This window comes from Myxococcus dinghuensis (genome assembly GCF_024198235.1).
GTDB classification, from domain to species: Bacteria; Myxococcota; Myxococcia; order Myxococcales; family Myxococcaceae; genus Myxococcus; species Myxococcus dinghuensis.
In genome coordinates, this window is sequence record NZ_JAKCFB010000003.1 from 152132 (window position 1) to 172759 (window position 20628).

General features: G+C 70.9%; 20 protein-coding genes. 9 read left to right on the forward strand and 11 right to left on the reverse strand.

Annotated features, from left to right (window positions below; all coding sequences use genetic code 11):
* Nucleotides 1-71 precede the first annotated feature (71 nt).
* The 3 genes from LZ198_RS05590 (at nucleotide 72) to LZ198_RS05600 (ending at nucleotide 3868) form a co-directional block, all read left to right on the forward strand.
* Nucleotides 72-1199 (forward strand): slipin family protein, encoded by a 1128-nt coding sequence (locus LZ198_RS05590; RefSeq protein ID WP_253970835.1) that lies wholly within the window; start codon nucleotides 72-74, stop codon nucleotides 1197-1199.
* Between the two features lie 157 nt (nucleotides 1200-1356).
* Nucleotides 1357-3174, forward strand: coding sequence for an acyl-CoA dehydrogenase (locus LZ198_RS05595; RefSeq protein ID WP_253970836.1), 1818 nt, complete (start codon nucleotides 1357-1359; stop codon nucleotides 3172-3174).
* Nucleotides 3175-3292: 118 nt separating this feature from the next.
* Nucleotides 3293-3868, forward strand: coding sequence for a hypothetical protein (locus tag LZ198_RS05600; RefSeq protein ID WP_253970837.1), 576 nt, complete (start codon nucleotides 3293-3295; stop codon nucleotides 3866-3868).
* A gap of 18 nt (nucleotides 3869-3886) precedes the next feature.
* Here LZ198_RS05600 and LZ198_RS05605 read toward each other — a convergent pair whose 3' ends face one another.
* Entirely contained in the window at nucleotides 3887-4996 is a 1110-nt protein-coding gene (locus tag LZ198_RS05605) for a putative NPN-dependent ornithine cyclodeaminase (RefSeq protein ID WP_253970838.1), read from the reverse strand.
* 262 nt (nucleotides 4997-5258) lie between these two features.
* On the opposite strand from LZ198_RS05605, the gene LZ198_RS05610 reads away from it, so the two are divergent.
* On the forward strand, nucleotides 5259-5954 hold the full coding sequence (locus tag LZ198_RS05610) for a LysM peptidoglycan-binding domain-containing protein (protein WP_253970839.1): 696 nt from the start codon (nucleotides 5259-5261) through the stop codon (nucleotides 5952-5954).
* 79 nt (nucleotides 5955-6033) lie between these two features.
* On the opposite strand, the gene LZ198_RS05615 is transcribed toward LZ198_RS05610, so the two are convergent.
* On the reverse strand, nucleotides 6034-6909 hold the full coding sequence (locus LZ198_RS05615) for a LysR family transcriptional regulator (RefSeq protein WP_253970840.1): 876 nt from the start codon (nucleotides 6907-6909) through the stop codon (nucleotides 6034-6036).
* Nucleotides 6910-7016: 107 nt separating this feature from the next.
* Here LZ198_RS05615 and LZ198_RS05620 point away from each other — a divergent pair, with 107 nt between their 5' ends.
* Nucleotides 7017-7316: a YiaA/YiaB family inner membrane protein gene (locus LZ198_RS05620; protein ID WP_253970841.1), complete on the forward strand. Its 300-nt coding sequence runs from the start codon at nucleotides 7017-7019 to the stop codon at nucleotides 7314-7316.
* Between the two features lie 42 nt (nucleotides 7317-7358).
* Nucleotides 7359-8060 (forward strand): ATP-grasp domain-containing protein, encoded by a 702-nt coding sequence (locus tag LZ198_RS05625; RefSeq protein WP_253970842.1) that lies wholly within the window; start codon nucleotides 7359-7361, stop codon nucleotides 8058-8060.
* A gap of 10 nt (nucleotides 8061-8070) precedes the next feature.
* Here the strand turns inward: LZ198_RS05625 and LZ198_RS05630 are convergent, their stop codons facing one another.
* From LZ198_RS05630 to LZ198_RS05650, 5 genes are all read right to left on the reverse strand, one after another.
* Nucleotides 8071-8847 carry a DUF4157 domain-containing protein gene (locus tag LZ198_RS05630; RefSeq protein WP_253970843.1) on the reverse strand — a complete coding sequence of 259 codons (777 nt, stop codon included), beginning with the start codon at nucleotides 8845-8847 and terminating at the stop codon, nucleotides 8071-8073.
* Between the two features lie 10 nt (nucleotides 8848-8857).
* Nucleotides 8858-9301: a response regulator gene (locus tag LZ198_RS05635; RefSeq protein WP_256559309.1), complete on the reverse strand. Its 444-nt coding sequence runs from the start codon at nucleotides 9299-9301 to the stop codon at nucleotides 8858-8860.
* A 237-nt stretch (nucleotides 9302-9538) separates the two neighbouring features.
* Nucleotides 9539-11161 carry a DUF4419 domain-containing protein gene (locus LZ198_RS05640; RefSeq protein WP_253970845.1) on the reverse strand — a complete coding sequence of 541 codons (1623 nt, stop codon included), beginning with the start codon at nucleotides 11159-11161 and terminating at the stop codon, nucleotides 9539-9541.
* A gap of 106 nt (nucleotides 11162-11267) precedes the next feature.
* Complete coding sequence (locus LZ198_RS05645; RefSeq protein WP_253970846.1) at nucleotides 11268-12869, reverse strand: DUF4419 domain-containing protein; 1602 nt, start codon at nucleotides 12867-12869, stop codon at nucleotides 11268-11270.
* Between the two features lie 112 nt (nucleotides 12870-12981).
* Nucleotides 12982-14193: a metallophosphoesterase gene (locus LZ198_RS05650; protein WP_253970847.1), complete on the reverse strand. Its 1212-nt coding sequence runs from the start codon at nucleotides 14191-14193 to the stop codon at nucleotides 12982-12984.
* 133 nt (nucleotides 14194-14326) lie between these two features.
* Between LZ198_RS05650 and LZ198_RS05655 the strand changes: the two genes are divergently transcribed.
* From LZ198_RS05655 to LZ198_RS05665, 3 genes are all read left to right on the forward strand, one after another.
* Complete coding sequence (locus LZ198_RS05655; RefSeq protein WP_253970848.1) at nucleotides 14327-14770, forward strand: cytochrome c oxidase assembly factor Coa1 family protein; 444 nt, start codon at nucleotides 14327-14329, stop codon at nucleotides 14768-14770.
* 65 nt (nucleotides 14771-14835) lie between these two features.
* A complete protein-coding gene (locus tag LZ198_RS05660; protein WP_253970849.1) occupies nucleotides 14836-15357 on the forward strand; it encodes a hypothetical protein in 522 nt (173 codons plus the stop codon).
* 96 nt (nucleotides 15358-15453) lie between these two features.
* On the forward strand, nucleotides 15454-16251 hold the full coding sequence (locus LZ198_RS05665; RefSeq protein WP_253970850.1) for a TIGR00266 family protein: 798 nt from the start codon (nucleotides 15454-15456) through the stop codon (nucleotides 16249-16251).
* A gap of 60 nt (nucleotides 16252-16311) precedes the next feature.
* On the opposite strand, the gene agmC is transcribed toward LZ198_RS05665, so the two are convergent.
* The 4 genes from agmC to LZ198_RS05685 form a co-directional block, all read right to left on the reverse strand.
* Nucleotides 16312-18729: an adventurous gliding motility protein AgmC gene (gene agmC, locus LZ198_RS05670; protein WP_253970851.1), complete on the reverse strand. Its 2418-nt coding sequence runs from the start codon at nucleotides 18727-18729 to the stop codon at nucleotides 16312-16314.
* 63 nt (nucleotides 18730-18792) lie between these two features.
* The gene (locus LZ198_RS05675; RefSeq protein WP_253970852.1) at nucleotides 18793-19287 is read right to left on the reverse strand and encodes a hypothetical protein; all 495 of its coding nucleotides are present in this window, start codon (nucleotides 19285-19287) and stop codon (nucleotides 18793-18795) included.
* 11 nt (nucleotides 19288-19298) lie between these two features.
* Complete coding sequence (locus tag LZ198_RS05680; protein ID WP_253970853.1) at nucleotides 19299-19802, reverse strand: cupin domain-containing protein; 504 nt, start codon at nucleotides 19800-19802, stop codon at nucleotides 19299-19301.
* A gap of 15 nt (nucleotides 19803-19817) precedes the next feature.
* Nucleotides 19818-20594 carry a class I SAM-dependent methyltransferase gene (locus tag LZ198_RS05685; protein WP_253970854.1) on the reverse strand — a complete coding sequence of 259 codons (777 nt, stop codon included), beginning with the start codon at nucleotides 20592-20594 and terminating at the stop codon, nucleotides 19818-19820.
* Between the last annotated feature and the right edge of the window lie 34 nt (nucleotides 20595-20628).

A 20628-nucleotide genomic window follows, 5' to 3' on the forward strand; every position in this document is an offset into this window, starting at 1 on the left:
GCACGCGTCATCGCGCCACCTCGCGTCCCGGTCACATCGATCTCCCCGCTCGGGGAGGAGGGAGGTGCGCGATGAGCTTCTTCATGCGTGTGGATGTCGGGCAGCACGAGCGGGCGTTCGTCCTGGTGGATGAGCAGCCCACGCGTTACCTCACCCCCGGCCGCCACCGGCTGACCTACCCCTTCAAGTCCGTGCGCATCGTGCGCGTTGCCACCGGCATGCCGCTGACGGACCTCGACACCGCCCTGCTCCCGCTCGTGCCGGAGTCGGACCTCCAGGTCATCACCCTGGGCGCCGACGATCGCGCCCTCGTCTTCCACCGGGGCCGCCCCTACAAGTGGCTCGGCCGTGGCCAGCACGCGCTGTGGACGGTGGAGCGCCTCCCCGCCCGCGACCGGGAGCCCGGCGCCCCCGCGGTGAGCGTGGAGCGCATCGACACGCTCCGCCTCGAGGCCGAGCCGCTGCGCGACGACATCCGCCCTCTCGTCCCCGCCAGCGACTACACGGAGGCCACCGCCACCGAGGGGTGCGTGGTGCTGCGCTACGTCGACGGCGCGCTGGACGCGGTGCTGCCCGCCGGCCGTCACGCGGCGTGGACGGTCTCCCGCAAGGTCCAGTTGGCCGTCATCGACCTGCGCGAGCGGCTGCTCCACGTCACCGGCCAGGAGGTGATGACCAAGGACCGCGTCACCCTGCGCCTCAACCTGTCCGCGGCCTTCCGCGTGGCGGACGCGCGCCGGCTCGCCGTCGTCGCCCGCACGCCGGACGACATCCTCTACCTCGCCATGCAGTTGGCGGCCCGCGAGGCCGTGGCCGCCCGCACGCTGGACGAGCTGCTCGCCGCGCGCGACGAGGTGGCCGCCGTCCTCCACACCCAGGTGGCCGAGCGCGCCGCCGCCGTGGGCCTGGAGGTGCTGCGCTTCGGCATCAAGGACGTCGTGCTGCCGGGCGACATGAAGGAGCTGCTCAACCGCGTCATCCAGGCCCAGAAGGAGGCCGAGGCCAACGTCATCATGCGCCGCGAGGAGACCGCCGCCACCCGCTCCCTCGCGCAGACGGCGAAGGTGCTCGCGGAGAACCCGCTCATGGTGCGCCTCAAGGAGCTGGAGGCCTACAAGGACCTCGCCGCCAAGGTGGGCCAGGTCCACCTCGTCCTCGGCGAGGGCGCCATGCCCACGCTCCAGCTCAAGCAGGGCTGACGCACTTCACCCACACGTGACGCGCCCATGAAGGGCCCCTGGGGCCGGTTCCCCGGGGGCCCTTCGTCGTGTCCGGGTGCGTCATCCAGCGCGGCTGACCCGAAAATCAATCTCGGCTACCCTCCCGGGCGCATTCGTCCCCAGTGAGGAGTCCCAGATGTCGTCGTCCGCGAACCACTACACCCCCAACCTGCGCGATATCGAATTCAACCTGTTCGAGTTCCTGGACATCGGCCGCACGTCCCTCGGGAAGGCGCCCTTTGGAGACCTGGACGAGACGGCGGCGCGGCAGATGCTGCAGACGTTCGCCACGCTGTGCACGAACGAGCTGGCGCCCTCCTTCGACGAGGCCGAGCACACGCCGCCCAAGCTGGAGGACGGCGTGGTGACGTTGCCGCCGGGCCTGAAGAAGTCGATGAACGCCTTCTTCGACGCGGGCATGCACCTCCTGGAGCAGCCGACGCACCTGGGCGGCCTGGGCGCGCCGCCGTCGCTGGGCTGGGCGGCCTTCGAGCTGATGGTGGGCGCCAACGCGTCGCTGGCCTTCTACACGCTGGGCAACCTGCTGGCGCGCATCGTCGACCGGCTGGGCACGGACGCGCAGAAGCGCCGCTTCCTGCCACACATGCTGGAGAAGCGCTGGGGCGGCACCATGGTGCTCACCGAGCCCGACGCCGGCAGCGACGTGGGCGCCGCGCGCACCAAGGCCCGTCACGTGGGCGGCGAAATCTGGGAGATCGAAGGCGTCAAGCGCTTCATCACCAACGGCGACTCGGACATGTCCGAGAACGTCATCCACATGGTGCTGGCGCGCCCGGACGGCGCGGCCCCGGGCACCAAGGGCCTGTCGCTGTTCGTCGTCCCCAAGTTCTGGGTGAACGAGGACGGCAGCCTGGGTGAGCGCAACGGCGTGGTCTGCACCAAGCTGGAGAAGAAGATGGGGCTCAAGGGCTCCGTCACCTGCGAGCTGACGTTCGGCGACGGTCAGCCGTCCCGCGGCCTGCTCCTGGGCGAGGTGCACGACGGCATCCGCCAGATGTTCTACATCATCGAGCAGGCGCGCATGGCGGTGGGCGTGAAGTCCATGGCCACGCTGTCCGCCGGCTACCAGCGCGCGCTGTCCTTCTCCAAGGAGCGCCTGCAGGGCTCGGACCTGATGCAGGCGCGCAACAAGACGGCGCCGCGCGTGCCCATCTTCCAGCACCCGGACGTGCGCCGCATGCTGATGGCGCAGAAGGCGTTCGCGGAAGGCATGCGCGCCCTGTGCCTCTTCACCGCGTCCGTGCAGGACGGCGTGGAAATCAAGGGCGGCCACCGCGCCATGGAGGCGGGCGAGCAGGACGCGCTCAACGACATGCTGCTGCCGCTGGTGAAGGGCTACTGCTCGGAGAAGGCGTACGAGCTGCTGGCGCTGTCGCTCCAGGTGCACGGCGGCTCCGGCTACCTGCAGGACTACCCGGTGGAGCAGTACATCCGGGACCAGAAGATCGACACGCTCTACGAGGGCACCACGCACATCCAGGCGCTCGACCTGCTGATGCGCAAGGTGGCCAAGGACGGCGGCGCCACGCTGCAGGGCCTGCTGTCGCAGATTCGCGAGACGGCGGACGGTGAGCTGGGCGGCGGAGAGCTCCAGGCCGAGCGCGCCGCGCTGGGCAAGGCGCTGGGCGACCTGGAGCAGATGCTGGGCACGCTGCTGGGCAAGCTGGGCGAGTCCGTCTACCACGTGGGCCTGCAGGGCAACCGCGTGCTGGCCGGCGTCGCCGAGGTCGTCATCGGCTGGCTGCTGGTGCGCCACGCGGGCGTGGCCCTGGAGCGGATGAAGGCCAACCCCGGCGACCGCGCCTTCTACGTGGGCAAGCTCGCCAGCGCCCGCTGGTACTGCGCGGAGGTCCTCCCCGGCCTCGCCCACGCCGCGCGCATGGTCGAGCAGGGCACGCTGGACCTGATGGACGTCCCCGAGGAGTCGTACTGAGCCTCGCTCCCCGCGAGGCGCTGTCCCCCGGCCGCACCTGTGGCCGGGGGAGGACACCCCGCGAGGCATCTCCCAGGGGACACGGGCTGGCCCGGCGTTCGCAATGGGTGTGGGAGTCATGCTCTCCGCCCTCCCGGTCGTCGCGGCGCTCGCTCTCTCCTCTCCCTCCACGCTGGGGGGTGGCCCCGTGGCGCTGGAGCCCTTCGCGGGGCGCCTCGTCGCCTGCACCGAGCAGGGGCTGGAGGTGCTGACGAAGCGGGGCCACGCCGAGCGCGTCGTCTCGCTCGACGGGGAGTCGCCGGGCGGCGCGTGCGTGGCGCTCGAGCGCGTGGGAGCGCGCCTCTTCGTGGCCACGGGCGAGGGCATCGTGGCCCTGGACGCGGCCTTCCAGGTGGAGCCGGTGCTCGACGTGGCGTGGCACGCGTTGCCCGACGCCGAGGACGCGAGCGAGGGCGAGTACGTGGAGCGCCTGGAGCTGCTGGCCCGGGCGCTGCCGCCCGACGCGACGTACACGGTGCTGACGTCGCGCTACGCGGGCACGGCGGACGGCCGCGTGCTGGAGCTGGGCACCGAGCGCGTCTGGAGTGTGCCGGGGATGGTGACGGCGCTGGCCGAGGCGCGCCAGGGCCTCCAGGTGGAGTCGGAGGCCGGCGCGTTCCTCATCGACACGACGGGTCGGCTGGCGTCGCGGTAGGCGCGCCGCCGACGCCGCTCACAGCGACAGGCCGCGCGCGGACAGCTCGCGCTCCACGTACAGCCGCAGGATGTGCATGAAGTCCTGCGCGTTGGTCACCACGCCGAAGGCCTGGTGCGTGCCGCGGTCCTTGAGCTTGCTCACCACGAACTCGGACGAGTCCACGCAGATGGTGGACAGCTCCCGCAGCGAGCCATCCTGCTCCGTGATGAACGCCGGCAGCATGTTGCCGGTGGCGATGGCGTGCAGCGCGGTGGCGACCATCACCGCCATGGTGGCCTTCACGGTGTGGCGGCGCATGGCGTCCTGCCCCGCGACGTTGTCCGTCACCACGTCCGGCAGCGGCCCGTCGTCGCGGATGGAGCCGGTGAGGACGAAGGGGACCCGGTGCACGACACACGCGTGCATGATGCCGTTGGTGATGACGCCCGCCTCCACCGCCTTCGCGATGGAGCCCGCCGCGCGCACCTTGTTGATGGCGCGCATGTGCAGGCCGTGACCGCCCGACGTCGCCTCACCCGTCCCGCTCATCCCCAGCGTGGTGCCGAAGATGGAGGCCTCGATGTCGTGCACCGCCACCGCGTTGCCCGCCAGGAGCGCGCCCACGAAGCGATGCGCGATGAACCACGTCATGTCCGCGCGCGCCCGCGAGTGCACCAGCGCCGGCCCCGCCACCCACACCGGATAGCCGCCCCGCTCGCGCTCCTCCACCAGCACCCGCGCCATCTGCGCGTAGTCGATGGGCTTCTCCCGGGACACCTCGCTGGTCATGAACTTGAACTCGCCCTCCCCGCCGCCCCCCAGGTACGCCGTGTTGACGTAGACGCCCTCGGAGCCGTCCTCCGCGAGCCCCACCACCACGCGCTCCCCCGCCTTCACCCGGCGTCCTTCCCGGGTCCACAGGGCGCCCCCCTCGTCCAGCACCAGCGCCCCGTCCATGCGTGGCTCACGAGGCATCCGCCACGCGCCGCCGATGCGCACGTAGGTGGGCAGGTTCGTCGTGGTGAAGAAGCCCTCGGGTAGCACCCCGTCCGCGGGTGCGGGTTGGAAGCGCGCATCCGGACATCGGGTGAACCGCTCGGCCGAGAAGTCGGGGTGGGGAATGGAGGTGCTCACGGCGGGAACCATGCGTGGCCCCTCCAGGGGGTTCAAGGACCTTCGCCGCCCCGTGTCCGCTCCTCCCGCCTTCCCCCTCGCCGGGCACGCACTCCAGGAATCGAGAAAAATCACACCGAGTCAACGCGGCCCGCGCAACCACGCGACCTGGCGTGATTCCTGGGGAATCTGGGCGTGGACACACCTTTCCACGCAACTGGCGGTCTCAGCCTTCGAGAATAGGGGCAGGTTTCACCCAGCACTCTCGCGAGTCACACCCCCGACAGCGCCCCCCATGAACTACCGCATCAAGTCTGGCGACACGCTCTCCGCTCTCGCGCTCAAGTACAACACCAGCGTCGACGCGCTGATGAAGGCCAATCCGCAGATCAAGGACGCGGACCTCATCTACGCCGACGCGACGATGAACATCCCCGGCGCGACGGACGGCTTCGACAGCGCGCCCGGCCGCAGCGGCCCGAACCTCTCCGGGGGACGGACCGGTGGCACCAGCGGCTCCGCGCCGCCGGACTCGGCGGACGGCACCAAGGGCCCGCTCGGCAACCCCTACGACATCGCCCGCGCGCAGTTGGGCAAGAACGCCGGCTCGCTCAAGCTGGAGGGCAGCGGCGTGGGCGCGGACATGGAGGACTGGGTCCCCAACAACGTCAACTGCGCCAACTTCGTCTCCGCGTGCCTCGAGCAGGCCGGGATGATCTCCAACGGCCAGCACGACAACAGCGTGATGGGCTTGATGAACAAGCTGGACGCGGACCCGCAGTTCAAGCGCGTCTCGCTCCGGGACGCGAAGCCGGGCGACGTGGTGTCCATGAAGGTCGGCAGCGGCGAGCACGTGGTGATGTTCGCGGGCTGGGAGAACGGCCAGCCCAAGTTCATCGGCTCCAACAACATCAACTCGGATGGCTCGCAGCGCATCAGCTACACCTCGATGAACTACCCCATCATGGCCATCCACCAGTACCGGGGCTGAACCCTCCGCGTACTTCCGTGGCCCTCGCCGGGGCTCCGCGCTCCGCCACTCCGGCGGAAGGCGGGGCCCCGTCGCCGTTTCAGGGCCGGGGCGCGAGCGCCAGCGCGGCCTGGATGAGCGGGCTGCGCGCGGCCATCTTGCGCCACGCGGCGTGGACGGCCCCCACGGGCGCGCCCGGCAGGGGCCTGGCCACCACCCCCGCTTCGCGAGGGCCGTGGGGCAGCAGCGAGGCCAGCAGCGAATAGCCCAGCCCCGCCGCCACGAAGCCGAGGATGGTCTCCGACGAGTCCGCCGCGTGCAGCCGCTTCGGACGGACGCCCGCGCGCGCCAGCTCCGCGAGCTGGAGCTCCCGCAGATGACGGTCCGTGCTGTACGCGATGAAGGCGTCGTCGCGCAGCTCGGAGAGGCGCACCTGCTTGCGCTGGGCCTGCGGGTGGTTCGAGGGCAGCACGAGGAACGGCCGCGTGTGGGCGACCTCGCGCGCGTCCACCGTGTCGGGCACGTCGGGCAGGTGGTCCACCACCAGGTCCGTGTCGCCGGAGGCGAGGATGTCCATCGCCGGTGTCTTCGACTCGAAGAGGACGACCTCGATGTCGGGCCGCTTCGCCTGCAGCTTGCGCAGCCACGCGGGCAGCAGGTGGCGCAGCACGTGGCCGGAGGCGTGGATGCGCAGCGTGCCGCCCACCTCGCCCTCTCGCAGCGACTGCACCACCGCGTCGAGCCCCTCCAGGAACGGCGCGACGTGCGAGTACAGCGCGCGGCCCTCGGGCGTGAGGACGACGCGGTCCTTGCCCACGCGCTCGAAGAGGGCCACGCCCACCTCCGCCTCCAGGCGCTTGACCTGCTGGTGGATGCCGGGCTGCGTGATGGGGTACGGGAACGAGGAGACGGCCCGCGCGTAGCCCTCTGCGCGCGCGACGCGGTAGAAACCTTCCAGGCGCTGGAGCTGAATCATCCACTCCAGGTTATCAATCCGCGATGGATTAGTTCCATGCGCTTTACGAAGCGGAAGGGCATGGTGTTCCCCGTTGGCGAGCCCGACTCGCATTCGGAGGAACCCGCATGTCCCGCTCCACGCCCAAGGTCGTCGTCCCGCACAGCTCCGCCTGGGTCATCCAGACCTGGCTGTCCTTCGCCCTGTCGGTGGGCGTCACGACCATCGGCATCTGGCACCTTCCGGTGGACCCGTGGGTGAAGTCTTTCCTGGGGATGGGCCTGTTGTTCTCCGTGGGCTCCACCTTCAGCCTGTCGAAGACGGTGCGCGACCAGCACGAGATGGAGCAGCTGGGCACGCGCCTGGACGAGGCCCGCGTGGCGAAGATGCTCTCCGAGCACGACCCCATCGCCCCGCCCAAGCTGTGACCCGCGCATGAGGGTCCGCGCGGGATGCGCTAGCGTCCGCGCATGTTCCAGGCACTCCACCTGCTCGTTCCAGCCAAGGCCGACCCGGAGCGCGACGCCGTCGCGCGCGCCTGGGAGTCAGGGGGCGGCACGGTCCACCGGCTGGAGCGCTTCTGGAACCCGCCCGAGCTGCCGCCCGCGCGGACCCGCCTCTACGGCAACGACACGTTCTGTCTCGTGGTGGCACAGAAGCTCGGGCTGACGCTCGTCTCGCCGCCGGACGACCTGCTGCTCCGCGTCCGCCCGGAGCGGCTCCTGCGCGAGGTCCATGGCGCGACCCTGGCGAGCGTCACCACCGGGCCCTTCCCCCGCTTCATCAAGCCGCTCGTCCCGAAGGTGTTCCGCGCCTCGGTGTGGCGGGACGCGGAGGCGCTCGCGGAGGAGTGCCGGGGCCTGACGCCCGACACGCCCGTGTTGTCCTCGGAGGTCGTCCCCCTCCGCGCGGAGGCGCGCGCCTGGGTGCTCGACGGGCGGGTGCGCTCCTGCGCGTTGTACGAAGGCACGGGCGACGTCGAGGAGGCGCGCGGCGTGCTCGAGGCCATCGCCCGCGACGCGCCGCTGCCTCGCGCCTGCGTGCTGGACGCCGCCTGGGTGGAGGGGCGGGGCTGGGCCCTGCTGGAGGCGAACGCCGCCTGGGGCGCGGGGCTCAACGGCTGCGACGCGACCGAGGCCGCGCGGTGCATCGCCGTGGCCACACACGACTGAAGTCGCGTGCTCAGGTCGCGCCGCGTCCCGCGCGAAGACGGGCGAGCGCTTCCTCCAACAACGGGAGGGCCTGCTCCGTCCACCCTCGCAGCCGCGCCCTCGGGGACGGCGGCGTCGTGAGGGGAACCAGGTCCGACGACACGGCGTCCTCGATGAACTGGGCCTGCTGCTCCGGATTGAATTCTTCCCAGCGCAGGCCCTTCGCCACGGCCTTGCGCCAGTCGTAGCCATCGCGCCCCCACTGCGCGGCGATGGCCTCGCTGAGGTACGCGGTGCCGACACACTGGTGCTGCCACACGTGCGTCAGCTCGTGCACCAGCAGCCCGAGGTCCGAGGCCTCGCGTCCCGGAGGGATGAAGACGACGTCGCCGTGCACGAAGGCGCGTCCGGACACGCCCAGCACGCCCAGGGGGCCCTCCTTCACTCGGACCACCGCGTAGTCCAGGCCCGTGCCGAAGATGGGCCGCAGGCGGGCCACCTCGAAGCCGGTGAGGAGACGGCCAGGAGGCTCCAACCAGAACACCACCTGCACCGCGCTCACGACGCGAAGCGAGAGCATCAGCACCACGTCGAGGGGAAGCTGCACCACCCGCAGCAGCCCGCGCTTCACCAGGAAGAGCCCCTCCCCGCGACGGCCTCGGAGAAGACACCCGACGCCTCGGGCGGTGCCACCGAGCACCACGCCCAGACCGAGCACCACGCCGCGCAGCGCGCTCAGCACGCCGGTGAGCAGACCCCGCCCCGCGTCCAGCAGTCGCGCCGGGAGCGAGGACGACGAACGACTCATGAAGCAGACCTCAGCGCGCGCCCGCGGCCCTCAGCGGCGTGGTGGTCCCCAGCACCGACGACATCAGGGCGCGCAGCGACCCGGGACGCCACGGCCGCGCGAGCGCGAAGTGCGTCAGGCACGAGCCGCTGAACGCCGCCGCCATCTCCGGCCGGAACCGCGAGGACACCAGGATGCGCGGACCACCGAAGTCGCGCTCCGCCACCAGCCGCGCCAGGAACTCCGGCACACCGGACTGCTCCGGCGCGTCCAGGTCCACCACCATCGCGTCCAGCGCCACGCCCACGTCCAGCCGGCGATCCGCGGACGCCGCGCCCAACGCGGTCACCACCTCGAACGAAGGCGACAACTCCCGCCCCATGGCCAACCGCAACATCGGGGACTCGGACACCACCATCACCCGAGGCCCACGCGACGCCGACGCGGTGCGACGCGCGCCCGCGAGCAGGGGCATGTCCAACACCGCCACTTCCCTCAGACGAGGAGCAGCAACGGAATCCATCAGGACGTGCACGGGGGCGATGGCGGGAATCACGCAGCACAGAGTACCCAGCAATAACGGAAATATCAAATTGGGCTTAAATTTTCGGCTTTGTCGGGGCTTCGCCAGAGGGGAGCGCCAGGCAGGCACCGGCCAATGACCTCCATGAACCTGAACTTCAGTTCCGGAGGTCATGATGGACACCCCTCCTCAGGTCTTCGCGGGCGCCTTCTCGCCAGCCCTCTTGGGCCGCCGCTGGGAGCGCTCCAGCTCCTCCTCGAGCGAGCCGAGCTTCGGCAATCGGCCCAGGTCCCCTCCATGGTCGAGGGCCTCGACGAGCAGGGCGACGAGTGAGCGCCCCACGACGGGGATGTCCTCGACGGGCTCGCGGGTCTCGAGGAGCACGCGCGGATGACGCCCGTGATCCAGCAGGTACGAAGGGAACCCGCTCGGGTTCGCGGGCTGGGGCTGGAGCAACGCCGCGCGGAGCCGGACGAAGGACTCGCGCGCCCTGCCGTTGCAGGAGCGATACGCGAGGATCGTCCCGTCCGGCAGGTCGACCATCCCGCGAACCGGGCAGACCTCGTCCTCGCCGAGCAGGATGTGGATCTCCGGCTGTTCGAGGATGGGGCGGATGCGCCAGGGGTTCGTGCACGCGAAGAGCGTGGCGGAGGCGAGGTGGTCGAAGAGGGCCGTCAGCTCCGCCAGCCCCAGGTGGACCTCCAGCCCGGACTTCGCGGCGTGTTGCCCCTCATGCTCAGCGAAGATGCGCTCGACGACATCCAGGACGGACGTGCTCCCCTTGCGAGCGATGACGCCCGCGCGGGGAACGAGCGCGCCCGTGGCATCCACCTCCACCGCGAAGACGCCTCCTTCGATGGACCAGAGCACCCGCGAGCCCACGACGTCCTTCACGTGGATCGACACACGCGAGACAGTCGAGGGCACGGCGTCTGGCGCGAGCCAGGGACCGCCGTAGGGACTCTTCCCTTGCTTCGCCTGCTTCATCGCTTTCGCGTGGGACACCTCCAGCATCGGATTGCGGAAGTCGAGGCGTCCGTCATTGCTCACGTAGGGGAACAAACGCATGAGCCACCCTGCGGCCTTCTCACCGCCATACGCGGCCACGGGCTTGTAGAGCTCCTTCCAGAGCTTGCGATCCGGCTTCCCCTCCGAGGCGCGGATGAGTTCGTCCGCGATGGGGACGAGCGAGGACGTCCACCACGCCAGCTCGAACTCCGCGATGACGTCGATGCGGCGCCGGATGGCCCGCCAGTCCTCCGGAGTCCCCAGCAGGGTGACGCGTGGAATGCCACACACACAGGTGACGTAGAAATCGAAGTAGGGGGACATGACGTCCATCAGGACGACGTCCCCCGCCATGCGCTCGATGTCCGTGGTGGTGGAGAAGTCGCACGACAAGAGCCGAGGCAGTCCAGGCCCGAGCGCCTCGCGCAGACATGCGCGGAAGCCATCGAGCACGGCGCGGATGTCCTCTTCACCCTGGGGCAGGGACTCGACGGCGACCTCCAACACGCGGCGCCCTTCATGACGGACGAGCCGGGAACGGAGCTGCTCGGCGTTCAGCCGGACGTGCTGTGCGAACCCCTGGGCGATGGTCAGCCAGACGACGTCGGGCGAGAGCACGAGGGGCCGATGCTCAGCGAAGGCCCGATGGACGGCGGCCACCAGCGGGTGAAGCCCGCCCGGGTCCATGACACGGGTCTGGGCGTCTGGCGCGAACCAGAGCGCCTCGCCCACGAGCTGCGCCAGCGGCACGGTCTCCAGCGGCGTCTTCGCCTCTTCGACCTCGTCCACTTCGAAGGTGATCATGCTCCTGCCCCCTCTTCATCGCGTGCGGAGTGGACTGACCAGGCACCATGCCCTCGACGCTCGCCGGGGAATCCTATCCCCGCCCGGCGAGTCGAGGCACGACGACTCAGGTGGTGCGACCGTGCCTCCGCCGAGGCTGAAGCACCTCCGCGAGACACTCGGTATGGGTCAGCCGGCCCACGTCCCCGCCAACCTCGATCGCCCGGGTCAACACCTCGAGGAGCGACTTCCCCACGATGGGAATCTCCGAGGCCGGCTGCAAGGTCCGCATCGGGAGCGTCCGGGGATTGTCGTCCGACGAATTCGACAGGAACTCCAGGTCCTTCGCGGGGAAGGGCTGGAAGAGTTCCGAGCGCAGGCGGATGAGGACATACGGACGCTCGCCGTAGTGGTTGGACAGCGCGAGCACGCTCCCATCCGGCAAGTCGACGATGCAGTGCACCAGGGTGGCAGTTCCCCATGGGAGCAGGATGTCGACCTCCATGTGCTCCGACACGGGTCGCACGCGCCAGGGGTTCGTCCCGGGGAAGAGCGTCGCCGTGGTGACGCGGTCATACAGCGCCGTCAGCTCCGCGAGGCCATGGTAGGCGGTGGGCTCCGTCGCGCGTGTCACGGTGTGCTCGGCCGCGAGCGTCTCGACGAAGTCAGGGACGGAGATGCCCGCCACCTTGCGCACGACGACGCCCGCGCGGGGCATGAGCGCGCCCTTCGCATCCACCGCCGCCGCGAGCACGCCCGCCTCGATGGACCATGTCTCCCGGCGCTCGTCGTCCTCGTACGAGATGTGGAACGGCACGCTCGACAGCCCGGCGGGGATGTCCCTCAGCGGAATCCCCGGCACGTCGAACCCATCCGCGTCGGCGTTCTCCTCCGACCATCGCATCAGCTCCGCGTGGGGCCGTTCGAGCAAGGGGTTGCGGACGTCGAACCGCCCGGCGCCCGCGACATAGGGGAAGAGCCGCATCACCCAACCCGCCATGCGGTCCCATCCATAGGCCTGGCGAGGCTTGTAGAGCTCCTTCCAGAACTCCCGGTCCGGCGTCCCCTCCGAGGCGCGGATGAACTCGTCGAGGATGGGCACCAGGGAAGACGTCCACCAACCGAGGTCGAACTCCGCCACGACGTCGACGCGGCGCCGGATGGCCCGCCAGTCCTCGGGAGTCCCCAGCAGCGTGATTCGCGGGATGCCACAACTGATCATCACCTCGAAGTCGAAGTAGGGCGACATCGCGTCCATGAGCACCACGTCCCCCGCCATGCGCTCGACGTCGGTGCTCGTGGAGAAATCACAGGACAGCAGCCGGGGAAGCCCGGGGCCGACGGCCACTCGCAGTTGTTCCCGGAAGGCCCCGAACAGCCCCTTGAACTCCTCATCGGTCCCAGGTGTCGTAGGAACCTCCACCCTCAGCGTCGAGCGTCCCTCATGACGGACGAGGCGCCCCCGGAACCGCTCGGCGTTGAGACGGATGTGATGGGCGAGCCCCTGCGCGAGGGTGAGCCAGACGACGTCCGGGGAGAGGACCAGGGGGCGGTGGTCCGCGAAGGCCTGATGGACGGCGGCGAGGAGCGGATGCACGCCATGGAGCTGGATGACCCGCGTCCCGGCGTCAGGGACGAACCAGAGCGCCTCTCCTATCAGGTCCCCCAGGGGCACGGTCTCCAGCGGGGTCTGCGTCTCCTCGACGGCATCCACTGCGAAGGTCGACATGGTGCGCTCTCTCGTCACGGCGAGTGGCTCGAAGCCGCCCGTACCGGGCCGGCACCCGACGCATCCACCTCCATCGACCTGACGCCCACCCTGGCCCCAGGCCTCCGCGACCTCACCCCGCCGGGACGAGCGTCAGCTCGGCGATCTCCGGCGAAGGCCCCAGCCGCAGCGGCGGGCCCCAGTAGCCAGTGCCCCGGTGCGTGTACACGCGCACCCCGGCGACGGTGGCCAGTCCGCGAACCACCGGCTGCTGGAGCTTGATGAAGAACATGAACGGGAACACCTGCCCGCCATGGGTGTGGCCGGAGAGCTGGAGGTCCACCCGGACGCCGGACTCGGCCACGCGCAGCGCGGAGCGGGGCTGATGCGCCAGCAACACGCGCGGCACCTCCGGAGGCGCGCCCGCGAGCGCCACGTCCGGCCGGCTCGCGTGCGCCGGTACGATGTGCCCCGCGTCGTGGTCCGTGATGCCCGCGACCACGAGCCGCGCCCCGTCCCGCTCCACCACCTGGTGCGCGTTGCGCAGCACCGTGAGCCCCAGCCGCGACACCTCCGCCTCCCACGCGGGCCCACCGTGGTAGTACTCGTGGTTGCCCGTCACGTAGAACACCCCGAGCGACCCGCGCAGCTCCGCCAGCGGACGCACCTCGTCGCGGAGCGTCCCCACGTCGCCGTCCACCAGGTCCCCCGTCACCGCGACGATGTCCGGCTTCAGCGCGTTCACCTGCTCCACCACGCGCCGCAGCCACCGACCATCCAGCGTGGGCCCCACATGGACGTCCGAGATCTGCACCACCTTCAGCCCGCGCAGCCCCTCGCCCAGCCCCTCCACCGGCACCGTCACCCGCTCCACCGTGGCCCGGCCCCGCGCGGTGAAGAACGCGTACACCACCGCGGGCAGCGCCACGGCGAGCACCGCCACGGCCTTGCCCCGGGCCAGCGGCAGCCCCTCCGGCACCACGCCCGCCGCGCCGAGCACGGCGCCCACCACGTCCGCCATCAGCACCGCGCTGAGCAGGACGCCGAAGCTCCCCAGCCAGATGAACGACGTCCACTGCAACACGCGCGAGAGCCGCGTCGCCTCGCCCCGGGCCCAGACGAGCCCGGCGGGCAGCGACAGGAACAGCAGCGCCACGGCCACGCAGCCCAGCACGCCCCAGGGCGCGGGCCACGCCGGGCTCACGAACAGGCGCGTCGCGATGTACGCGTGCAGCCCCCCGAACATCGACAGGATGAGGCCCAGCGACAGCAGCCACCGCGACACCCGGGGCCTCGCGCGAGACCGTCGCCCCTCCTGCTCCACGCTTTCGGACAGCTCCGCCACGACCAGGACCTCCGCGCCGCACGCTCCAGGATGATTCGTCCCCGGGCTGGGTTGGGAGCATAACGGTCGGCCTCGTCGCCTGCCCGGCAACCCGCCCGCCTGCCCGTTAGTGTGAGGCCACGGAGACCCGCGCATGCCCTCGCAGCACCGCGACAGCCCCTGGCAGAGCTGGATGGTGGCCGCCGCGCTCGTCGTCGGTGGGCTCGGCTGCTTCGCGGCGGGGGTCGCGTGGATCTCCCGCTCCCTCTTCCAGGACATGGAGCGCGAGCTGCGCCGGGCGGACGTCCACCGCCTCGTGCTGCGCACCGCCGAGTCCACGCCGCTCGCCACCGACCGGCTCGGCGCTCCCCTGACGAGCAGCTTCCTCACCCTGCGCGCCCATGACGGCGCGGCCGAAGGCGGGCGCGTCGACTTCGACCTCACGGTGCAGGGCCCGCTCGGGCGCGGCGTGCTCCAGGCGCGGGTGACCTACACGCCGGAGACGTGGACGCTGCGCCGGCTGGTGCTCGACCCGGACGAGGGCCCTCCGGTGGAGCTGCCCGCCGGGGGCAGCACGCCCGTCCCGCCTGCGGACTGAGCACCCCGCCCCACGCCCGGGCGGCACGCTCCGCGCGCGAGCGAGGCGCGACCTAGGTTGAGGGCATGAAGACCTCCCGCCTTTTCGCCCTCGGGTTGCTCGCCAGCACCACCGCCCTGGCCGCGCCGAAGTCGGCCTTGCGGCTCCAGACGTCGAACAACGACGTCTCCGTCCAGGTCACCGACCAGAGCCTCTCCGGCTCGGACATGCAGTTGAAGCTGGCCAACGACACCCTCCGCGGCCAGGCCTTCGGCCGCCCCGTGGACCTCACGCTGAAGAACGACACCGTCCGTGGCCAGTACGGCGGCAAGCCCGTGGACCTGAAGGTGACCGACAGGGAGGAGATCCTCGAGGCCGAGGGGACGTTCGGCGGTCAGCTCACCAGCTTCCAGGTAGGCCCCCAGCAGGTCACCGGCACGGTGGGCCTGTGCAACTACCAGTTGCTCATCACGCGGCATGACCGCTACGAGGGCTGGCGCACCTGCGGCGAGAAGCTGGACCGCTCCGTGTCGCTCTACGTGCCCGCGCGGCTCGCCGACGAGAACGACGAGCTCGCCGCCGCGCTCTCCCTGCTGCTGGCGCAATAGCCTGGCGTCCGCTTCGTCTTGCTTTCGCGAATCGAGACCCGCGCACCATAGGGTGCGCCATCTCGTCACGATTCTCGAACTCGACGGAGCGACGACATGGCGCAGATGCACGAGGTGGACTTCCAGATCTTCGGCGACGACCTCCAGTTCGTGGAGGTGGAGCTGGACCCGCGAGAGGCAGCCGTCGCCGAGGCGGGCACGCTCATGTACATGGAGGACGGCATCGAGATGGAGACCCTCTTCGGTGACGGCTCCGAGAAGAAGAGCGGCTTCCTGGGCTCGCTGCTCGGCGCGGGCAAGCGCCTGCTGACGGGTGAATCCCTCTTCACCACCGTCTTCCTCAACCAGGGCAGCGGCAAGCGCAAGGTGGCCTTCGCGGCGCCCTACCCCGGGAAGATCATCCCGGTGAACCTGAAGGAGCTGGGCGGGGAGCTCATCGCGCAGAAGGACAGCTTCCTCGCGGCGGCGAAGGGCGTGTCGCTGGACATCGCGTTCCAGAAGAAGCTGGGCACCGGCCTGTTCGGCGGCGAGGGCTTCATCATGCAGCGGCTGCGCGGTGATGGCCTCGCCTTCATCCACGCGGGTGGCACCCTGCGCGAGCGCACGCTCGCGGCCGGGGAGATGCTGCGCGTGGACACCGGCTGCATCGTCGCGTTCCAGCCCTCGGTGGACTACGACATCCAGATGGTGAGCGGCATCAAGACGGCCTTCTTCGGCGGCGAGGGCCTCTTCTTCGCCACCCTGCGGGGCCCCGGCAAGGTGTGGCTCCAGTCGCTGCCCTTCAGCCGGCTCGCGGGCCGCATCCTCTCCGCCGCCGGACCCGGTGGCGCGCGCGAGGAGGGCAGCGTGCTGGGCGGCGTCGGCCTGGGCTCGCTGCTCGGCGGCGACGACTGAGCGACGCGCGGGCCTCCCTCGTCCATGGGAGGGAGGCCTCACCGCGCGTCGTGAGGCGCGCTACCGACGGCGGCGACGCACCAACGCGGCCCAGCCCACCAGCAGGGCCCACGCCCCCGCCATGCCCGCCGGCGAGGCACCGCAGCCGCCGCAGCCGACATCGAGCGCCGTGGGCCCCCTCACCTGGAAGGAGGTGCTGGGCGAGCGCGGGCCGGGCTCGTTCGTGACGAGCAGGTAGGCGGAGACGGCGTGTTCGCCCTCGACCAGCTCCGCGCCCTTGGGCAGCACGTACCGGAACGCGCCGAGCGAATCCACGACCACCGTGGCCACGCGGGTGCCGTCCACCTCCAGCGCCACGGAGGCTCCGGGGAGGGCCGCGCCAGCGAACAGCGGGCGGGGGTCCACGACCTCACCCGAAGCGGGGACGACGACCACCGGCGCATCCGTCGTCGGCTGCGTCCCACCATCCGAGGTCCCCGAGTCCGGAGTGCCGGAGTCGGGAGTCCCCGAGTCCGGCGCGCCCGCGTCTGGAGTCCCGGAGTCCGGCTCACCCGCGTCGGGTGTCTGCGGGTCCTCGACGGACTCGAAAATGGTGTTGGCCGTGGACGGTCCGGTGTCGCCGGCGGCGCTGTGCGCGTGCGCGTTGACGCGGTGCGGACCGGGCAGCAGCGGCTCGTCGTCGGGAACCTGGAAGCGGAAGCGCCCGAACGCATCCGCCTTGACGATGGCCTCGGGCCGGTCGTCCAAGTAGATGCCCACCGTGTCGGCATCGGGCGCGACGCCGGCGATGAACGGGAGCGGCCCCGTCACGTCCCCCGCCTCGGGGACGACGATGACGGGCTGCGCGAGCGTGCCCGCGTCACTCGCCTGGGCGGCGCCCACGGTGAAGGACACCTCGGTCGCCGCGATGCTGTAGAGCCCGAGCCCCTCCGAGCGGGCCGACACCGTGTGGACACCGTCCGTGAGCGCGGGCGCCGGCAGGGTGACGGAGAAGGCGCCATCCGTGTCCGCGGAGAACTGAACGGAAGCCGCTCCGTCCACGTAGAGGATGATGCGATGGCCGGGGTCCGCGCTCCCCTGGATGACAGGGCGAGCGCGCACACCGACCTGGTTCGCGGTGGGTGAGGTGATGACGGGCTGCGAGGGTTGCTTGAAGGGGACCAGGTGGCCCCGATCTTCCCCAGAGCCTCCCGCCGAGGCGCCGTAGCTCGGGCCGAACGTCCCCGCGTCCGCGTTCGTCACGCTCCCTGGATCTCCCGGGGCGATGCTGGTCGGGCATGAAATCGACGAGCCCTGTGCCAGGAGGAAGCCACCGCCACCGCCGCCACCAGGCCCGTACGCGGAGGACTCCACCACCACGTCGCCACCGTGCCCGCCGTTGGCCTGCATGGCGCCACACTGCAGCGCGCCGCCGACCCGCACGATGACCGAGCCGCCCGCACCGCCACCACCCGAGGCGTCCTCGCCCGACGCGGCGGACGCGGACGCGCCGTTGGCGGAGACTCGACCAGTCCCCGACATCGAGGCCGCGCGCACGAGCACCATGCCTCCGCCGGCGGCGCCGGCCGAGCCCGCGTTGTCATCCCCTTCCCCCGCTCCACCGCCACCGCCGAAGAGGGCCGCGTTGATGATGGAGTACGCCATCACCACGCCGCCCTTGCCGCCCACCGTGCGCGAGCTGTCGAACGGCGCGGAGCGTCCTCCCGTGCCGCCGAGGCCCCGGTGCCCGCCGCCACCACCGCCCGCGCCATTGCAGTTGCCGCCGCCTCCGGCGTTGACGAGGTTGCCCGCGCCAGCGGCCGTGCCGTAGCGCTTCACCACCACGCCCTCGCCCTTGTAGGCGCCCCCGTCACCGGACAGCACGTCATTGCCGGCGCAACCCGTCGTGGACGCATGGTTGGCGAAGGCGCCGCCGCGGAAGCCCAGTCCATCGGCGGAGATGACACCGTTGTGTGTCACCGCGCCGGTGGCGAGGAAGGCCACGATGCCGCCGCTGCGCCCGTTCCAGGCGGGAGCGACGAGCGTGCCGCTGGAGGTGATGGTGACGGTGGAGTACTCGGGCACTCGGACCACCTGGGCCCCTTCGGCCGTATAGGAGTACGCGAGCGGCGCCGTGAGATGGATCTCCGTCGGGCTGCCCGTCACCACCCGCGCCACGCGTCCGAACTCCCAACGTCCCACGTTGCCCGGGTCCGTGTTCCCGGTGCTCCCGGAGGCCGTGCCTGGGTCGAAGCCCGCGGTCTGGTGGACGAGCACCAGGTCGCCCTTCGAGAAGCTCTCCGTGCTGTCGACCACGAGCAGCGTTCCACCGGACAGCGCCTCGGTGGAGAACGGCACGGCGGCGTTGATGGTGCGACGAGGCGTGCTGACGGTGAGCGCGCCGAGATGGCCATCACCCAGTCCGAAGGAATCCAGCTCCGCCAGGGCAGGGGTCGTCACCAGGAGAAACAGGAACGAGAAGAAGGACGCGAGACGCATGTACCTTCCATGCTGCCCCAGAATCCCAGGTCTTCGCGAGGGCGTGGCTGGTGGTTCCTGGAACTACTTGCCCGGGTGCGTCAGAGCCCTTGCGTTGCGGGGGGCGAAGAACGGCTGGCGGGCGAGACGAGGGAGGAGCGACTTGTCCAGGCACCAGAGCTGGAGGGCATCCTGCCACTCGCCCAGCTCCGCGACGGCGCGCACGGAGGGGTCGTCGCGATAGAGGTCGTTGAGGTTGTGGACGAGGACGGAGAGGTCCTCCACCTCCCAGCGCTCGGTGCGCTCCCCATACTGGACGTGCAGCTCGAGGACGGGGCGCTCGCGCACGTCGACGACCTTGAGCGTGCGGGCGGAGCCCCCCATGGCGAGGGTGAGGGGCCCCATGAGCTCGTCCGGGCGCACGTCGTAGGCGACGGTGAGTCCACCCATCAACAGTCCCGCGTCACACAGTCGCAGGAGTGAGACCTGGGGCGGCTCTTCGCGGGACACGACCTCGAGGGCGGCCTCGCGGTCCTTGAGGAGTCGCTCTCGGGTGAGCACGTCGAGCAGGGAGGGCATGCGGCGAGGCGTTATCGCTCCTCACCACTCCAGTAGTCCACCTCGGCGGAGAGCGGGAGGGCGGTGTACAGCGTCCGCGTCGCCTTGTCCCCTCCGGGCGCCGAGCCCGCGGTGACGACCACCTTGCGGGAGTCGGGGTACACCATCACGTCGGGCTCGAGCATGGTGGAGAAGGCGAGGTAGCGCAGCGGCGCGTCACCGTCGTTGATGAGCTGGTGCGCGGTGCCAGCGCCCGCGGGGAGCGCCACGTAGTCACCGGCCTTCACCGGCAGGGACGTCTCGCCCAGGCGCAGGCGGCCGGAGCCGGAGAGGATGAAGTACGCCTCCTCGTTGGCGAGGTGGTAGTGCAGCGGCCAGGCGTGCTTGCCGGGTGGCAGCTCCATGAGGCTGCACCCCAGCTTCTGGCCCTTGGCGGCGGCGCCCAATTGCTTGCGACGATACGTGACGCGTGGGCCCTGTATGACTTCGGTCCAGGGCAGCGCGGGCTCGTGGACGACGTGGGGATGGGAGGACATGGCGTGGACTCCGGTTCAGGGCCGCGTGGCCGTGAGGATGAAGACGCGGTGGGGGATGTCGAGGCGCTCACCGGGGAAGCGCTCGGCGAGGATGCGGGCGAGCGCGGCGTCGAAGCGCTCCACCTTGGCGGGAGGCAGCGAGGCGCCCACCTTGGCGCTGGCGCGGCAGCGGCCCCGCCACGCGGTGGGGGAGTAGAAGACAGGCACGTCGAAGGAGCACGTCTCCAGGTTCGTGAAGCCCACGTCTGAGATGTCGCGCAGCCACTGGGTGTAGATGCCGACGCCGTTGGCGAAGTGCTCGTAGGCGGGTGGATTGGGATTGAACTCGCTCATGAGGTCCTCGGTCGCCTGGGCGAGGTTGCCGCGCAGGCAGACCCAGTCGAAGTGGGCGATGACGATGCGGCCTCCCGGGGCGAGCAGGCGCGTGGCCTCACGAGCGACGGTGGGACGGTGGAACCAGTGCCAGCACTGGCCGGCGGTGAGCAGGTCGAAGGTGCCCGAGGGCAGGCCCGTCTCCTCGGCGGGGGCCTCGCGGAAATCGATGGAGAGGCCCGCGTCGGCGGCGAGCTGGCGGGCCGCGGCGAGCAGGGGCGTGGACACGTCGAGCGCGGTGACCGAGCAGCCACGCTGGGCGAGCCCTCGGGCCACGGTGCCCGTCCCCGTGCCGAGGTCCAGGGCGCGCAGGCCGGCGCGCAGGTGCCCATCGCGGGCGAGCCGATCGAAGAACGCGTCAGGGAAGCCGGCGCGGTGCCGTGTGTAGTCGGCTGAAGTGCGTCCGAAGTCCACCTGCATGACGATGCTCCTTTCAGGTTCCAGCCCTCCAGAC

What these genes read in the sequence shown, in the direction of transcription:
- LZ198_RS05590 (WP_253970835.1), top strand. Translation starts at nt 72, where the DNA reads ATGAGCTTCTTCATGCGTGTGGATGTCGGGCAGCACGAGCGGGCGTTC.
- LZ198_RS05675 (WP_253970852.1), bottom strand. Translation starts at nt 19,287, where the DNA reads ATGCCCTCCCTGCTCGACGTGCTCACCCGAGAGCGACTCCTCAAGGAC.
- LZ198_RS05665 (WP_253970850.1), top strand. Translation starts at nt 15,454, where the DNA reads ATGGCGCAGATGCACGAGGTGGACTTCCAGATCTTCGGCGACGACCTC.
- LZ198_RS05595 (WP_253970836.1), top strand. Translation starts at nt 1,357, where the DNA reads ATGTCGTCGTCCGCGAACCACTACACCCCCAACCTGCGCGATATCGAA.
- agmC (WP_253970851.1), bottom strand. Translation starts at nt 18,729, where the DNA reads ATGCGTCTCGCGTCCTTCTTCTCGTTCCTGTTTCTCCTGGTGACGACC.
- LZ198_RS05645 (WP_253970846.1), bottom strand. Translation starts at nt 12,869, where the DNA reads ATGTCGACCTTCGCAGTGGATGCCGTCGAGGAGACGCAGACCCCGCTG.
- LZ198_RS05615 (WP_253970840.1), bottom strand. Translation starts at nt 6,909, where the DNA reads ATGATTCAGCTCCAGCGCCTGGAAGGTTTCTACCGCGTCGCGCGCGCA.
- LZ198_RS05600 (WP_253970837.1), top strand. Translation starts at nt 3,293, where the DNA reads ATGCTCTCCGCCCTCCCGGTCGTCGCGGCGCTCGCTCTCTCCTCTCCC.
- LZ198_RS05660 (WP_253970849.1), top strand. Translation starts at nt 14,836, where the DNA reads ATGAAGACCTCCCGCCTTTTCGCCCTCGGGTTGCTCGCCAGCACCACC.
- LZ198_RS05685 (WP_253970854.1), bottom strand. Translation starts at nt 20,594, where the DNA reads ATGCAGGTGGACTTCGGACGCACTTCAGCCGACTACACACGGCACCGC.
- LZ198_RS05610 (WP_253970839.1), top strand. Translation starts at nt 5,259, where the DNA reads ATGAACTACCGCATCAAGTCTGGCGACACGCTCTCCGCTCTCGCGCTC.
- LZ198_RS05635 (WP_256559309.1), bottom strand. Translation starts at nt 9,301, where the DNA reads ATGCCCCTGCTCGCGGGCGCGCGTCGCACCGCGTCGGCGTCGCGTGGG.
- LZ198_RS05630 (WP_253970843.1), bottom strand. Translation starts at nt 8,847, where the DNA reads ATGAGTCGTTCGTCGTCCTCGCTCCCGGCGCGACTGCTGGACGCGGGG.
- LZ198_RS05640 (WP_253970845.1), bottom strand. Translation starts at nt 11,161, where the DNA reads ATGATCACCTTCGAAGTGGACGAGGTCGAAGAGGCGAAGACGCCGCTG.
- LZ198_RS05625 (WP_253970842.1), top strand. Translation starts at nt 7,359, where the DNA reads ATGTTCCAGGCACTCCACCTGCTCGTTCCAGCCAAGGCCGACCCGGAG.
- LZ198_RS05655 (WP_253970848.1), top strand. Translation starts at nt 14,327, where the DNA reads ATGCCCTCGCAGCACCGCGACAGCCCCTGGCAGAGCTGGATGGTGGCC.
- LZ198_RS05680 (WP_253970853.1), bottom strand. Translation starts at nt 19,802, where the DNA reads ATGTCCTCCCATCCCCACGTCGTCCACGAGCCCGCGCTGCCCTGGACC.
- LZ198_RS05620 (WP_253970841.1), top strand. Translation starts at nt 7,017, where the DNA reads ATGTCCCGCTCCACGCCCAAGGTCGTCGTCCCGCACAGCTCCGCCTGG.
- LZ198_RS05605 (WP_253970838.1), bottom strand. Translation starts at nt 4,996, where the DNA reads ATGGTTCCCGCCGTGAGCACCTCCATTCCCCACCCCGACTTCTCGGCC.